The following is a 14,146-nucleotide window of genomic DNA, read 5'->3' as shown; positions in this document are numbered from 1 at the left end:
GGGCCCGGCGGTGGGGGCGGCGGCGGGCGGTGGGGGGGGGGCTCCCGAGCCAGTCGCGCCGGCGGCATTCAGCGCGTGGCCGGAGCTGGCCTGCGCCTGCAGCTTGGCTTTGGGGCGGTGCACCAGTTCGGCCGTGACCAGCATCGGGTCGCCCACCTGCGTGGACGGCAGCGCGGGCAGCGCGGCCGCATCGCTGGCCGGTCCGATCAGATTGTGCGACGCGCCCTTGACCGAGAACATGCCCGGTCCTTTGAACAGGATGTCGCCGCCATTCATGACGATGCTGGCGCCCGCGGCCTGCAAAGTGATGCTCTTGTTGGCGAGGATCTCGATGCTGTCGGAGGTGGATGTGACGGTGATGTCCTGGCCGGCCAGCATCTCCAGCATGTCGGTATGCGCGTGGATCGACACCGGCGATTCGGCGGCGACGGCGCGGATGCCTCCGTCCTGGACGAACAGGCTGGTGGAGCGGCCGGAAGCCGTGGCGAAGGTCTGGCGCGCGGCCACGTGGCCGTCGGCCAGCGCAGTGACGTGCAGGTTCTCGCCGGCGTGCAGGATGGCCGAGGCGGGCGTGGCAAAGTTGAGGGAGGACGGCGCGTCGATCAGCATGCGGGCGCCGTCGATGCGCTCGACCGCCTCGGTGCCGCTGCGTTCGCCGCCGCCGGCCTTGACCGCCTGCTGGCCCCCAACGCTGCCCGAATAGCGGCCATCGCCCTTGGGGTCGATGGCACGGGTCAGCGCGTCATATTGGCTGGTGGCCGCGAGCGCGCGCGCCTGGCGCTTCGTTCCCGCGGCATCCAGGCGTTGCGCCGCATGTTGCGCGCCGCGCAGGCGCGTCAGCGCTTCCTGTGCGTCGGCCTGGGTGGACCGCGCGTCTTCGCGCGCGCTGGCGGACACGAGCATGCCTTGTCCGGAGCGCACCACGGTCCAGGCATCCGAGCGCAGCTCGAAGCCGGTGCCGCGCCATGCGCCGCGGTTCGATTCGTCCGCGGCCTGGTCGACCAGATAGCCCAGGCCCAGCTGCGTGGCGCCGATGGAGCTGGACAGGCGCGTGCGCATCTGCCGGGTCGTGTCGTCGAACAGCCACTGGCTGTGGCCCGCGTCGTCCAGGCCCTTGCTGTGCCAGCCGCTGAGCGTGCCAGGGTGGTTGGCCGCGGCGTCCTCGCCGGCGGACCAGGGCGGCAGGTCGGCGTCGTTGTACAGCTGCGCCGAAGCCACGGGCTGGTCGATGTCGCCGTCCAGGAATTCGACCAGGACCTCGGTGCCTTTGCGCGGCAGATGGTGCGCGCCCCAATTGGGGCCGGCCTGCGCGCCGGCGACGCGCAGCCAGGTGCCGGAACTGTCGTCGCCCGGCGCGTTGCCAGTGTCGTCGCCATGGCTGCGATGCGCCAGGCCGCCCGGCAGCGGACGCGCGCCGCGCTGCCAGGGAAATTGCACCTTGATGCGCAGGTCGCGACCCGAGGAAATGGGCGCGTCCTGCGCGGCCATCACCACGGCTGTCAGGCCCTCGGGGGCCGTGGGCTTGGCGCGCCAGCCGGGCGCAAGCGGCGCGGCCGCAGGCAGGGCGCTGAAGCTGTTGCGGTACGAGCCGTGCTCCAGGTCGGATTCGCCCAGCGCCCGTGCGGCCTGGCTGCCCAGATTGTTGGCGGCTTCGTGTTCAACGTGCAGCAGCGTGTAGCGGTTGCCGCCCATCTCATCGACGGCCTGGCCCGAACCCGCGGCATAGCGGCTGTGCTGGGTCAGCGTGAAGTCATGGCCGGGCATCATCTGGCGGGCCGTGCCGCCGCCGTCAAAGCGCACCATGCGGGCTTCATGCGCCTGCAGGCTGCGCGCGGCTGCAAGTTCCGCGCCGTCGCTGTCGGAGTAGCGGCCGTGACCATCGTAGTCGTAGTCTTCAAAGCGAGGCACCGCGCCGGCCGGGACGTCGGACTGCGCATGCGCCGCGTGCGCAAGCAGCTTACGGTCGTCCCAGGCCAGGCGGGTGACGGCGTTGGACTGCACCGCGCGGGCCCCGCCGAAACGCGTGATGCTGTCTTCGGTTTCAGTGGCGTCGCTGCGGTGAAAGCGCAGCGTGGCGTCGGGGCAGGCGGGCCGCGCCGCGCGAGTGTCGAACACCACCAGCCGGTGCCGCGCGCCGCCCGAGGCGTCGTCCTGCTGCTCGCCCTGCTGATGGTCGAAGCGGAAGCTCAAACCGGCTTCGGCCAGCAGGCGCAGCACGAAAGCCAGATCGGTTTCGCGGTACTGCGTGCGCAGCGGGCGCGGCGCGGGCGGCTCGGCGATGTCGAAGGAGTAGGCCGCCTGCGGATAGTCGGCGAAGATCTCGGTGAGGATGTCGGTGACCGACTTGTCCTGGAACAGAAAGCTGTCGCGGCGCAGGCCCAGGGCCGCCAGCCAGGGCGCGGCGTGCAGCCGGTAGCGCGCCAGGCCGCCGTCGGCGCCCAGCGCGTCCACGCCTTCGACCACCGCATGCCATTGGCGCCTGCCGCCATCTGCCAGAAGCACGCTGACGCTGATCTCGCGGCCCAGCAGGGCCTGTACGTCCAGTTCGGCCGAGGACGCCAGGCAGTCCAGCGTCAGGGCAAACAGTTCGGAGACGCCTTCGCGCAGGCTCATGCGCTCTACGGCGAGCGCCGCGTCCAGCGGCGTGCGCACTTGCAGCATGCGGGCGTTCTGGGAAAGGGCGGCAACATCCAGGCTGCTGAATCCGGCGGGCGCTTGGGAACGGTCGGTCATGGTGTGGAGCGGTCGGCCTGCGGCTGTCAGGGTAGCGGGTCAGGGGAGCGAAATGGTCAGGTGCGCGGCGCGCGGCCCGATCTTGACGATGTCATGGTACGGAGCCATGGCGGTCTGCATGTCGCGGTTCAGGAAGTGGCTCATGCCCAGATAGGCCAGCAGGCCCAGCAGGGCGAATAGCGCGCCGATGCTCCACAGCGGCACGTCGCGCTTGAGCGTATGGGCGATCTTGTCGGGCAGGGGCCAGTGCGGCGCGAAGCCCGAGCGCTTGCCGCGCAGCAGCGTGATCTCGTCGCCCAGCCGCGCCGTGAGATAGCCCAGCTTCTCCTGGCCTTCGATCATGTACTTGCCCTGGAAGCCCAGCAGCAGGCACATATAGAACACTTCCAGCGATTGCAGGCGCGGCGCGCCCTGCGCGCGCAGGTCTTCCAGGCGGGCAAAGAAGTTCTCGCCGGCGAGCTGTTCGCCGAACAGGGTCAGCTGCAGCGGTTGCAGCATCCAGGCGTCGCGGATGGAAAAGCCGGAGTTCAGCACGGTCTCGTCCACCGCGGCGCAGAACGCGTACTTGGTGGCGTAGACGTCCTCGGCGGGGATATCCATCTTCTTGGCGCTGCGCTCGAAGTCCGCCAGGAACTGCTGCACGCGCGCCGAGAACGAAGCGGCGTCGACGGGTTCCTGGCCGCTTTTCAGCAGGAACAGCATCAGGAAGCCGTCGTACAGCAGGTCCAGCAAGGACTTCGCGGGGCGCGAACCGTAAAAATCGGCGGCTCGGGGAGGGAGCGAGGCTCCGGGCATCAGGGAAGGCGCGTCGGCGGTCATGGGCAGGCTCTAGCGGGTGACGGCGATGAGGTCCAGTTTCAGATCGGGTATGCCCGAGGGGGCATAGATGGCGATGCTGCGCGCCTGCAGCATGCGGTCGTATAGCGAGCCACGCGTCTGCAGGGTGAAGTAGCACGCGCCCGGCTTGACGGGCACGGCGGGCGGCACCTGCGGCGTGTAGACGAGCTGCACGCCGGGCATGGCGGAAAGCACCAGCTTTTCCACGTCGTCGGGCGCGCCCACCTTGAAGCGGAGCGGCACGGTCTCGGCCAGTTCGCTGGCCGGCGTGGCGGCGGACACCGACAGGTAGAGCGCGGTGGTCTCGTCGAGCTTGCCGGAGTCCAGCCGGCCCACGTGGAACGAGGGGCGCAGCTCTTCCAGCACGATGGAGAAGTAGCGGGTGGAGATGACGGTGTCGAGCAGGTCGCGCAGGATCTCGTCCAGTTGCGCGAAGGCCGCGCCCGGCGCATCGTGCTGATAGGCCGGCAGGTCCGCCAGCGTGTGCACCTTGGAGAAGGTCATGAGCGCGCCCGCCAAGCGCAGCATCTCCTGGAAAAGGCGCTCGGGATGCAGCTGCGGATTGTGGAACAGGTGCGACAGCGCCGAATAAGCCTCGTTGCAGGTGTGCAGCAGCCAGAACGAGGCCACGTCGCCCGAGCGGAATTCGATGATGTTCTTGTTCGGCTCGCGGTGAAAGCCATACAGCGCGTTGACCTTGGCTTGCAGCGCGTCAAGCAGACGGCGCAACTGCTCGAACAGCGCGCTGCATGCCTGCACCGTGACGCTGGGGGCGATGAAGCTGGTGTCCAGTTCATAGCCGGCGCTGGCGGTGCGGCGCACGCGCGCCACGGGGATGGTCAGCAGCGCGTCGCGCGGCTCGTGTTCCGACAGCAGGCGCACGTTCTTGCGCAGGAAGGCGAGTTCGGCCGTGCTGGCGTTGGTGTAGAGATCCGGCGCGGGGCTGTCCTGATGCGCATAGCGCGCGTCGAAGCCCTGTTCCTGGCGCGTGTCGCGGTAATTGCCGCCCACGTCCTTCATCGGATGCAGCGCCAGGTAGAACACCGCCGTGCTGGCGCCGTCCAGGCCGTCCAGCGCTACCGCGGGAGGCAGGTCGTCGTTGTGGGGCGCGCTGTAGATCTCGCCGTCGGGAAAGATCGCGGAGAGCTCGGTGGCGCGCAGCATGCCGTTGGCAAGCGCCGCCGCGTCGAAGCGCGCTGCGCGCAAGCCCCACGCATAGGGATGCAGCGCGCGGCTCATTTCCGCGAGGCGGGCCTCGTGGTACGCGTCTTGGCGTTGAAAGTGTTGGGGCCGCAGGAACAGCCCCTCTCCCCACAATATCTTCGCTGAATGGCTCACGTTTTTTGGCTCTTGCTTCTTATATAGAGAGGGCGTTGATGACGGCGGCGAGACGCGGCCATGGGCGCGGGCGGCTCGCGTTCAGCTCGGGCATTGCACCGAGCCGAGGCGGGCCGGGTCGAAGCCGGGCATGCCCGGCGGCAACACGATCTGTCCAGTGACCACGGACATCGCGCAGGCATGGGCGCCCATGACGATGCCGCTGTCCTCGGCGGTCTTTACTTCGAATACATATTTCCAGCGCTGCGGCGCGGGCGCGTAGAACAAGCCCGCGACAGCGATGTAGGCAGCGTTTTTTGGCACTTTTTCCAGGTGCTCGTAACGCTGTCCCGGCGTCAGGGTGACTTCGCGCGAGGCGATGATGCTGTCGCCTAATGCCGCCTTTTCGGCGTCAGTATCAACCAATTGCGTGAGCGGTGCGCGTTGAAATGCCTCGGCATTCTTCAAATAGTATATTTTCGTAACCACAGCCATAGGCTGGCCGCTACTCGCATTCAAATTTTCTCCGGCGTGTATCGCCAATTTCACATCGACGGGCGCATTCGGGTCCTTTTTCAGACCCGCCATATCCATCATGCCGCCGGTCATTCCCGCCACTGCTCCAATCGCTGAAACCGCTGCGCAACCGCTGATTACGGGGCTTGCCGCGATGACGGCGGCCATCGCCACGCACCGAGAAAAATAGAGATGTTTTGACATGGCTCTTTATACCGGAAGGCTGCGACAACATACAGATCGCGGCACGATGAGCGAAGTTTCGTGGCAAGTTACATGACGTAATGCACTGTAGTGTGGCGCTAACAAAAGGTTGTTGAAATACGCGGCCTTGGTTACACCCTCCTACATACCAAAAAAATGCACATATCCCGGGTTCTCCTCATCAGCGGAATGCTGGCCTTCCTCGCGGGCTGCGCCACGTCCCCCAAGCCGCAGACCGACGCCGAGTACAAGCAGTCGATGACGCACGCCACGCAGACCCTGGCGGGCAAGGGCAACGATCAGGCGGTCGCCGAGTTCCAGGAAATCGCCCTGCTCAATCCCGCACGCGGAGAGCCGTGGTCGTACATCGCGAAGATCCGCTTCGACGAACAGAAGTACGGCGAGGCCATCGTCGCGGCCGATGAAGCGCTGAATCGCGACCCCGAAGACTTCACAGCCAAGACCGTGCGCGCGGTGGGCGGCTTGCGCGTGGCAATGCAGTCGCTGGCCGATCTGCGCGCCAATGCGCTGCTCGCCGGCAATGCCCGCACCGATGCGGTGGCGCTGGCTGCCGCCATGCGTGAAACCCTGGGCCAGGATGTGTTGTTCCCCGAGGGCTACAAGCCCCCGCGTCCGCGCCAGCCGCGGCGCAACGATGCGCAGGGCGCAGCCGCCGGGCAGCAGGCCAAGCCCGCCGCCAATGCGGCGGCGACGACGCCGGCCGCAACGTCCGCAACATCTGCTGCAAACCCCGTCGCGAACCCCGCGGCGAACCCCGCCGCAACGCCGTCCACGGCTCCGGCGGCTACTGGCGTGGCCCCGGCCGGCCGCGCGCCGGATCCTTTCGGCAATCTCCTCAAACCCTGATCGGGCCCACGGCCTCTTCACTATGCACTTCGCTTGGAGCCCCCATGGCTAAGAAAGAAAGCGTTCAGAAAAGACTCCAGAAAGTACGTCCGCCGCGCGTGCAGCTGACCTATGACGTCGAAAAGGGCGACGCGATCGAGCAGAAGGAACTGCCGTTTGTCGTGGGCGTGGTCGGCGACTTCAGCGCGCAGTCCGAAGCCGAACTGCCGCGCCTGAAGGACCGCAAGTTCGTCAACATCGACGTCGACAACTTCGACGACGTGATGCGCGGCCTGGAGCCGCGCGCCGCCTACCGCGTGAAGAACCGCCTGACCGACGAAGGCGGCACCTTCGGCGTGGACCTGAAGTTCCGTTCGGTCGAGGACTTCCGCCCGGAAGCGGTGGTGCAGCAGATCGAGCCGCTCAAGGAGCTCCTGGACATCCGCACCAAGCTGGCCGACCTGCGCAACAAGCTGGCCGGCAACGACAAGCTGGAAGACCTGCTGGGTGAAGTGCTCAGCAGCACGGAAAAACTGCAGCAACTGACCAGCGAAGCCGGCAAGAACGGCAAGGGAGGCAGCAATGAGTAATTCCGCCGCCGCGCAGAACGTATCCGCGCCCGCCGCCGAGGCTGACTCGGGCCTGCTGGACCAGATCGTCGAACAGAGCCGCGTGGCCAAGTCCACGGCCGAGCACGACCGCGCCAAGGATCTCATCGGCGAACTGGCCCGCGAAGTCATGAAGGGCACCGTCGTCGTATCGGACAACCTGTCCGCGATGCTGGACGCCCGCGTGGCCGAACTGGACCGCCTGATCTCGGCCCAGCTGAGCGAAGTGATGCATGGCGCCGAGTTCCAGAAGCTGGAAAGCACCTGGCGCGGCCTGCATTACCTGTGCCAGGAGAGCAACACCGGGCCGATGCTGAAGATCAAGGTGCTCAACGTCACCAAGCGCGACTTGGTGCGCGACTTCCAGACCGCCATCGACTTCGACCAGAGCCTGATGTTCAAGAAGGTCTACGAAGAAGAGTTCGGCACCTTCGGCGGCTCGCCGTTCGGCGCGCTGCTGGGCAACTTCGAAGTCACGCGCCAGCCCGAGGACATGTACTTCATCGAGCAGATGTCGCACGTGGCGGCGGCCTCGCACGCGCCCTTCATCGCCTCGGCCTCGCCCGAGCTGCTGGGCCTGGACAGCTTTGCCGACCTGGGCCGCCCGCGCGATCTGGCCAAGGTGTTCGACACCGTGGAATACACCAAGTGGCGCAGCTTCCGCGACTCGGAAGACTCGCGTTACGTGGGCCTGACCATGCCGCGCTTCCTGGGCCGCCTGCCGTATGACCCGAAGGAAGGCACCTCGGTGGAAGGCTTCAACTTCGTCGAGGAAGTGGACGGCACCGATCATGCCAAGTACTTGTGGTGCAACGCCGCCTGGGCCTTCGGCGCGCGCCTGACCGCCGCCTTCGCCGACTTCGGCTGGTGCGCGGCGATCCGCGGCGTGGAGGGCGGCGGCCTGGTCGAGAACCTGCCGACCCACACCTTCAAGACTGACGACGGCGAGATCGCCCTGAAGTGCCCGACGGAAATCGCCATTACCGACCGGCGCGAAAAGGAACTGAGCGACCTCGGCCTGATCCCGCTGGTGCACTGCAAGAACTCGGACTACGCCGCGTTCTTCGGTGCGCAGTCGGTGCAGAAAGCCAAGAAGTACAACACCGACAGCGCCAACGCCAACGCGGTGCTGTCGGCGCAACTGCAATACATCTTTTCGGTATCGCGCGTGGCGCACTACCTGAAAGCGATGATGCGAGACAAGATCGGCAGCTTTGCCTCCGCGCAATCTGTCGAGAGCTTCCTGAACCGCTGGGTCTCGCAGTATGTGCTGCTGGACGACAACGCGAGCCAGGAGCAGAAGGCGCAGTTCCCCTTGCGGGAGGCATCGGTGCAGGTTGCCGAAGTGCCGGGACGTCCCGGCGTGTTCCGGGCCGTGGCGTTTTTGCGGCCTCACTTTCAGCTCGACGAGCTTTCGATTTCGCTGCGCCTGGTTGCGGAACTTCCCGCCCAGGCCCAGAAATCGTGATCACCGTCAGATTCGACGTTTTTAACTGGAGAGGCTATTAATGAAGGACATCTACGTCAAATTCGGCAATCCCGCACTCAAGGGCGAGTCGCAGGACAAGGACCATCCGGACTGGATCGAAGTCGGATCGTGGCGCCATGAGATCATCCAGCCGCGTTCGGCTACCGCCTCCACCTCCGGTGGCCATACCGCCGAGCGCACCGAGCACGGCGAGATGGTCTTCACCAAGGACCTGGACGTGGTCAGCCCGCTGCTGTATCAGCACGCGTCCGGCGGCACCACCTTCGACGAAGTGACCATCGATTTCCTGCGCGCCGACGGCGAAGGCAACCGCGTCAAGTACCTGGAAATCAAGCTCAAGTACGTGATCATCTCGCGCGTGGCGCCGGAAGTCGTCAGCGAAGGCCTGCCGCACGAATCGTTCTCGCTGAAGTACGCCGCGGTGCAGTGGAAGTACACGCAGCAGAAGGTGGGCGGTAACCAGGGCGGTAATGCCCAGGGTGCATGGAGCCTCACCAAGAACGACAAGACGTACTCGGTCTGAACCTGACCGCATGAACGGCAAAGGCCCCGGCCGGTCCGGCGCCTTTGCCCAATGAGGCCGCGATGAAGGGATTCGAACCCAGCCTGTTCGACAAGCTGTTCGACGGGGACGGGCAGACACCGCATGCGCTGCGACGCCTGTCGGTGGAAGAAATCAAGGAAACGGTCGCGCGCGACATCGAGGCCCTGCTCAATACGCGCATGGTCTTCACCGAAGACTCGCTCAAGCGCTATCCGAACTGCCAGCGGTCCATCCTGACCTATGGCCTGTCGGATTTTTCCGGCCTGAGCCTGGCCAGCCACTACGACCGCGAGTTCATCTGCCGGTCGCTGGAGCAGGCGATCGCCCGCCATGAGCCGCGCCTGACGCATGTGCGGGTGTTGCTGCAGGTGGACAGCCGCGCGACCTCGGTGCTGTATTTCGCGATTACCGCCATGCTGGACGTGGGGCCTGCCCACGAGCCAGTGACGTTCGACGCGACGCTGCAGCCGTCGACCTTGCAGTACTCGGTGAGCAAGGGCCGGGCCAAGGCCGCGGCCGCCGCCGCCTGATAACAAACCATGCACGCGGGCGCTGGCGGCATGCCGCCAGCGAAGAAGGGAAAGATGGAAGAACTGCTGCCTTACTACGAACGCGAACTGGGTTTTCTGCGCGGTTCGTCGCGCGATTTTGCGCAGCGCTATCCCAAGATCGCCGCGCGGCTCGGGCTGTCCGGCGAAACCTGCGAGGATCCGCACGTCGAGCGGATGATCGAATCGTTCGCCCTGCTGGGCGCGCGCATCAACAAGAAGCTGGACGACGACTATCCGGAGTTCACGGAAGCGCTGTTCGAGGTGATGTATCCGCACTACCTGCGTCCGTTCCCGTCGTGCTCGGTGGCGCAGTTCGATATGGGCGGCATGGCCTCGCAGCTGACCGCGCCCGTGCGCATGGCGCGCGGCACGGAACTGAAATCGCATCCCGTGCGCGGCGTGGCGTGCCGCTTCCGCACGGCATACGACGTGACCCTGGCGCCGGTGAGCATCCGCCAGGTGGTGTTCGCCGCCACGGCCAACGCGCCGTCGGCGGCCAGCCTGCCGGCAGGGGTGACGGGCCGGCTGTCGCTGACACTGGCGTGCCTGGCCGAGACGCAGAACTTTTCAAACCTGGCGGTGGACCGCCTGCGCGTCTACCTGCATGGCGAGCCCTCGTTCGTGGCCGCGCTGCGGGACTGTCTGTTCCTGCGCACGGCTGCGGCCTATCTGGAAACGCAGCCGGGCCGCTGGAACCGCATGCAGGACGTGCCGCTGGCAGAGGTGGGGCTGTCCGAGGACGAAGCCCTGATCGACTTCCCGGCCAGCTCGCATCCCGCCTACCGGCTGCTGGCCGAGTACTTCGCGTTCTCCGAGAAATTCAATTTCGTCGACATCGATCTGGCGGCGCTGCGGCGCGCGGCGGGTCCGGTGCGCGAATTCACGCTGCACCTGGCGTTGAAGGGCGTGCGCGCCGACTCGAATACGGCGCGTCTGCTGGAATCGGCCTCGTCCGACAACTTCCGGCTGGGCTGCACGCCCGTCGTCAATCTGTTCGCGCAGCGCGCCGACCCCATCCGCGTCACCCATGCGCAGGCCTCCTATCCGGTGGTGGCAGACGCGCGCCGCGCCTATGGCTACGAGATTTATTCGATCGACCGCGTGCGCCAGGTACGGCAGAACGCGCAGGGCGATTCGGTGGTGGAGTTCCGGCCCTTCTATTCGCTGCATCATGGCGAGACGCCCGATGGCGCCAGCCATTACTGGACCGCGCGGCGCAATTCCATGGTGGCCGAGCGTAGCCCCGGCTACGAAATGGAACTGTCCATCGTGGACATCGATTTCGATCCCTCGCTGCCGCAGACCGAGACCCTGAGCCTGGAGTTGACCTGCACCAACCGCGACCTGCCCGCGCATCTGGCGGTGGGGCAGCCGGGCGGCGACCTGTTCCTGGAAGGCGGTTCGATCGCGCGCGAAATCCGCATGCTGCGCCGGCCCACGCACACGCACCGCTTCCAGCAGGGGCGGGCGGCGCACTGGCGGCTCATTTCCCACTTGGCGCTGAACCATCTGTCGCTGGTGCATAGCGGTCTGCCCGCGCTGAAGGAAACGCTGCGGCTGTATGACCTGTCGCATTCCGCGGTGGCGGCGCGCCAGATTGAAGGGCTGGTCGGACTGGACTACAAGCCCGCCACGCACTGGATGCCCGGCGAGCCCTTCGCGACCTTCGTGCGCGGCATTGAAATCCGGCTGACGATCAACGAAGACAACTTCGTCGGCACCAGCCTGCATGCCTTCGTGGCGGTGATCAACCGCTTCTTCGGCCTTTACGTGCACGCCAACAGCTTCGTGCAGCTGGTCGTGCTGTCGCGCCGCGGCGCGGACGAAATCCTACGGTGCGCTCCATGCAACGGCGACGCGATCCTAGCGTAATCGAATCGCTGCTGGCCGAGCCGCAGCGCTTCAAGTTCTTCCAGGCCGTGCGGGTGCTGGAGTCGTGGTTCGCCCGGCAGGAAGGCAGCCGTGCGCGCAATGCCGTGCCCACGCACCTGCGCTTCCTGAATTCGTCGTCGCTGGCTTTTCCCGCCAGCGAGATCGCGGCGCTGACGGCCTATGACAAGCAGGGCCAGGCGCTGGAGGACACCGAGTCAAGATTGGCGGCGCTGGCGGCAGGCAACCTGGGCCGGGTGGAAATCGAGCCGGCGTTCTTCGGCCTGTTGGGCGCGCAGGGCGCCATGCCGCTGCATTACACCGAGATCCTGAGCACCCGCGAAAGCTCGCGGCGCGACCGTGGCGCGCGCGCCTTCTTCGATATCTTCTCCAACCGGGCAGCGGCGCTGTTCTATGCGGCCTGGAAGAAATACCGCATGCCCGTGCGGCACGAGACCGAACAGGACCATCACTACCTGCCGCTGTTGCTGGCGTTGGGAGGCATCGGCCATCCGGCGCTGCGCGACCGCCTGCAATCGGGACAGGGCCGGGTGTTCGACGAATCGCTGGCGCACTACGCCGCGGCGGCGCGCCAGCGGCCGGTTTCGGCGGCTTATCTGCAACGCGTGCTGGCGGACTATTTCCAGGTGGCGCTGCGGGTGGAGCAATTCGTCGGGCGTTGGTATCACGTACCGCCGCAGAACCGCACGCAGCTGGGCATGCCCGGCGCGGTGCTGGGCGTCTCCGCCATGGCCGGCGACCGCATCTGGCAACGCGACATGCGCATCCGGCTGTGGATCGGCCCTCTGTCCAAAGAGGCGTTCACCGACTTCCTGCCCGGCGGCGCGCGCGCCCAGGCGCTGGAGAAGCTCCTGACCATGTTCGGCGGCATGAGCTTCGAATACGAGGTGCGGCTGGTGATGGCCAAGGAAGACGTGGGCGGCAGCGTGCTGGGCGAAGGCGGCGGCGCGCGCCTGGGTTGGAATTCCTTTCTTTGCACCGAGGCCGTGGCGTCCGACCGCGACGACGCCAGCTACGAATTGCACACCATTCATTAAGACTAGACGACCTAGAACATGGCCACACCCTTGAAGACCCTGATTGGAAAGCTCAACCAGACCTGCCGCCAGGCGGCCGAGCGCGCCGCCAGCCTGTGCATGGCCCAGGGGCACTACGAGGTGGACCTGGAGCACCTGTTCCTGGCGCTGCTGGAAAGGCCGGCCAGCGATTTCAGCATCGTGGCGCGGCGCAGCGGCATCGAGTCGGCGGTGCTGGAAGCGGACCTGAACGCGGAAATCCGCGGCTTCAAGAATGGCAACACGCGCACGCCGGTGTTCTCGCCGCATCTGCCGCGGCTGTTCGAGCATGCCTGGCTGATCGCCTCGCTGGACACGCAGACCACCCGCATCCGTTCCGGCCATCTGCTGCTGGCCTTGCTGACCGAACCGGATCTGGCCCAGTTGGCGCGGCGCGGTTCGCGCCTGTTCGAATCGTTCCGCCTGGACGAGCTGAAGCATGACTACGCCGCGCTGACGGCGGGCTCCGAAGAGGCAGGCCAATCGGTGGCGCTGGGCGACAGCCTGGCGGGCGACGCCGGGCAGGATGGCGCGGCCGCCGCGGCCGGCCTGTCCAAGACGCCGGCGCTGGACCAGTACACCGCCAACCTGACGGAAAGGGCGCGCGAGGGCAAGATCGACCCGGTGATCGGCCGCGATGCCGAGATCCGCCAGATGATCGATATCCTGACCCGCCGCCGCCAGAACAATCCCATCCTGACGGGCGAAGCCGGCGTGGGCAAGACTGCGGTGGTGGAAGGGCTGGCGCTGCGCATCGTGGCGGGCGACGTGCCGCCGGCGCTGGCCGGCGTGGCGCTGCGCACGCTGGACATGGGCTTGTTGCAAGCTGGCGCCAGCGTCAAGGGCGAATTCGAAAACCGCCTGAAGAACGTGATCGACGAGGTCAAACAGAGCTCCACGCCCATCATCCTGTTCATCGACGAAGCCCACACCATGATAGGCGCGGGCGGGCAGGCCGGGCAGAACGACGCGGCCAACCTGCTCAAGCCGGCGCTGGCGCGCGGCGAACTGCGCACCATCGCCGCCACCACCTGGAGCGAATACAAGAAGTACTTCGAGAAGGACGCCGCGCTGGCGCGCCGCTTCCAGGTCGTCAAGGTGGAAGAGCCCAGCGAGGAACTGGCCGCCAGCATGCTGCGCGGCATGGCGCCGCTGATGGAGCAGCATTTCGGCGTGCGCGTGCTGGACGAGGCCATCGTCGCCGCGGCGCGCCTGTCGCACCGCTACATCAGCGGCCGCCAACTGCCGGACAAGGCTGTCAGCGTGCTGGACACGGCTTGCGCGCGCGTGGCCCTGGGCCGCAGCGCCACGCCGGCGCTGATCGACGACGCGCGCCACCGCCTGGCGCGCCTGGAGACCGAGCGTGCCGCCCTGCGCCGGGAAGCCGCGGCGGGCGCGGCACAGTCCGCGCGCCTGCGCGAACTGGACCTGGAAATGGACGCCACGCGCGCGACGCTGACGGACGCGGAAGCGCGGCTGGCGCAGGAGAGCGAACTGGGCAGGCACTGGCTCTTATACACATCCGACGCCGCCGGCGACCAGCATCTGGGCTGGAG

General features: G+C 66.8%; 12 protein-coding genes. 8 read left to right on the top strand and 4 right to left on the bottom strand.

All coding sequences use genetic code 11. The features are described 5' to 3' along the window. From AC6LKD_RS31225 to tssJ, 4 genes are all read right to left on the bottom strand, one after another. The coding region (locus tag AC6LKD_RS31225) for a type VI secretion system Vgr family protein (RefSeq protein WP_498118423.1) at positions 1-2,733 on the bottom strand (2,733 nt) is incomplete at its 3' end. A gap of 39 nt (positions 2,734-2,772) precedes the next feature. Then, positions 2,773-3,552, bottom strand: a complete 780-nt coding sequence (icmH, locus tag AC6LKD_RS31220) for a type IVB secretion system protein IcmH/DotU (RefSeq protein WP_013396294.1) — start codon at positions 3,550-3,552, stop codon at positions 2,773-2,775. Positions 3,553-3,561: 9 nt separating this feature from the next. Then, entirely contained in the window at positions 3,562-4,908 is a 1,347-nt protein-coding gene (gene tssK / locus AC6LKD_RS31215) for a type VI secretion system baseplate subunit TssK (protein WP_498118422.1), read from the bottom strand. Positions 4,909-4,989: 81 nt separating this feature from the next. After that, positions 4,990-5,571 (bottom strand): type VI secretion system lipoprotein TssJ, encoded by a 582-nt coding sequence (gene tssJ, locus AC6LKD_RS31210; RefSeq protein ID WP_080551106.1) that lies wholly within the window; start codon positions 5,569-5,571, stop codon positions 4,990-4,992. 225 nt (positions 5,572-5,796) lie between these two features. Here tssJ and AC6LKD_RS31205 point away from each other — a divergent pair, with 225 nt between their 5' ends. The 8 genes from AC6LKD_RS31205 to AC6LKD_RS31170 form a co-directional block, all read left to right on the top strand. Further along, on the top strand, positions 5,797-6,474 hold the full coding sequence (locus tag AC6LKD_RS31205) for a hypothetical protein (RefSeq protein ID WP_498118421.1): 678 nt from the start codon (positions 5,797-5,799) through the stop codon (positions 6,472-6,474). 44 nt (positions 6,475-6,518) lie between these two features. Next, positions 6,519-7,043: a type VI secretion system contractile sheath small subunit gene (gene tssB, locus AC6LKD_RS31200; protein WP_013396290.1), complete on the top strand. Its 525-nt coding sequence runs from the start codon at positions 6,519-6,521 to the stop codon at positions 7,041-7,043. Continuing rightward, entirely contained in the window at positions 7,036-8,529 is a 1,494-nt protein-coding gene (gene tssC / locus AC6LKD_RS31195) for a type VI secretion system contractile sheath large subunit (protein WP_013396289.1), read from the top strand. Before tssB ends, tssC begins: the two co-directional genes overlap by 8 nt. Positions 8,530-8,569: 40 nt before the next feature. After that, entirely contained in the window at positions 8,570-9,073 is a 504-nt protein-coding gene (locus AC6LKD_RS31190) for an Hcp family type VI secretion system effector (protein WP_006395404.1), read from the top strand. 62 nt (positions 9,074-9,135) lie between these two features. Next, entirely contained in the window at positions 9,136-9,624 is a 489-nt protein-coding gene (gene tssE / locus AC6LKD_RS31185) for a type VI secretion system baseplate subunit TssE (protein ID WP_013396288.1), read from the top strand. 54 nt (positions 9,625-9,678) lie between these two features. Then, positions 9,679-11,517 carry a type VI secretion system baseplate subunit TssF gene (tssF, locus tag AC6LKD_RS31180; RefSeq protein ID WP_498118420.1) on the top strand — a complete coding sequence of 613 codons (1,839 nt, stop codon included), beginning with the start codon at positions 9,679-9,681 and terminating at the stop codon, positions 11,515-11,517. Next, positions 11,481-12,572 carry a type VI secretion system baseplate subunit TssG gene (gene tssG / locus AC6LKD_RS31175; protein WP_498118419.1) on the top strand — a complete coding sequence of 364 codons (1,092 nt, stop codon included), beginning with the start codon at positions 11,481-11,483 and terminating at the stop codon, positions 12,570-12,572. Before tssF ends, tssG begins: the two co-directional genes overlap by 37 nt. An 18-nt stretch (positions 12,573-12,590) precedes the next feature. Further along, the coding region (locus tag AC6LKD_RS31170; protein ID WP_498118418.1) for a Clp protease N-terminal domain-containing protein at positions 12,591-14,146 on the top strand (1,556 nt) is incomplete at its 3' end.

The organism is Achromobacter sp. D7-1, from assembly GCF_059760445.1.
Note: the sequence above shows the minus strand (reverse complement) of the source record. Positions and strands in the feature narration are given on the sequence as shown.

What these genes read in the sequence shown, in the direction of transcription:
- tssB (WP_013396290.1), top strand. Translation starts at nt 6,519, where the DNA reads ATGGCTAAGAAAGAAAGCGTTCAGAAAAGACTCCAGAAAGTACGTCCG.
- AC6LKD_RS31190 (WP_006395404.1), top strand. Translation starts at nt 8,570, where the DNA reads ATGAAGGACATCTACGTCAAATTCGGCAATCCCGCACTCAAGGGCGAG.
- tssC (WP_013396289.1), top strand. Translation starts at nt 7,036, where the DNA reads ATGAGTAATTCCGCCGCCGCGCAGAACGTATCCGCGCCCGCCGCCGAG.
- tssJ (WP_080551106.1), bottom strand. Translation starts at nt 5,571, where the DNA reads ATGGCCGCCGTCATCGCGGCAAGCCCCGTAATCAGCGGTTGCGCAGCG.
- icmH (WP_013396294.1), bottom strand. Translation starts at nt 3,552, where the DNA reads ATGACCGCCGACGCGCCTTCCCTGATGCCCGGAGCCTCGCTCCCTCCC.
- tssE (WP_013396288.1), top strand. Translation starts at nt 9,136, where the DNA reads ATGAAGGGATTCGAACCCAGCCTGTTCGACAAGCTGTTCGACGGGGAC.
- AC6LKD_RS31205 (WP_498118421.1), top strand. Translation starts at nt 5,797, where the DNA reads ATGCTGGCCTTCCTCGCGGGCTGCGCCACGTCCCCCAAGCCGCAGACC.
- tssF (WP_498118420.1), top strand. Translation starts at nt 9,679, where the DNA reads ATGGAAGAACTGCTGCCTTACTACGAACGCGAACTGGGTTTTCTGCGC.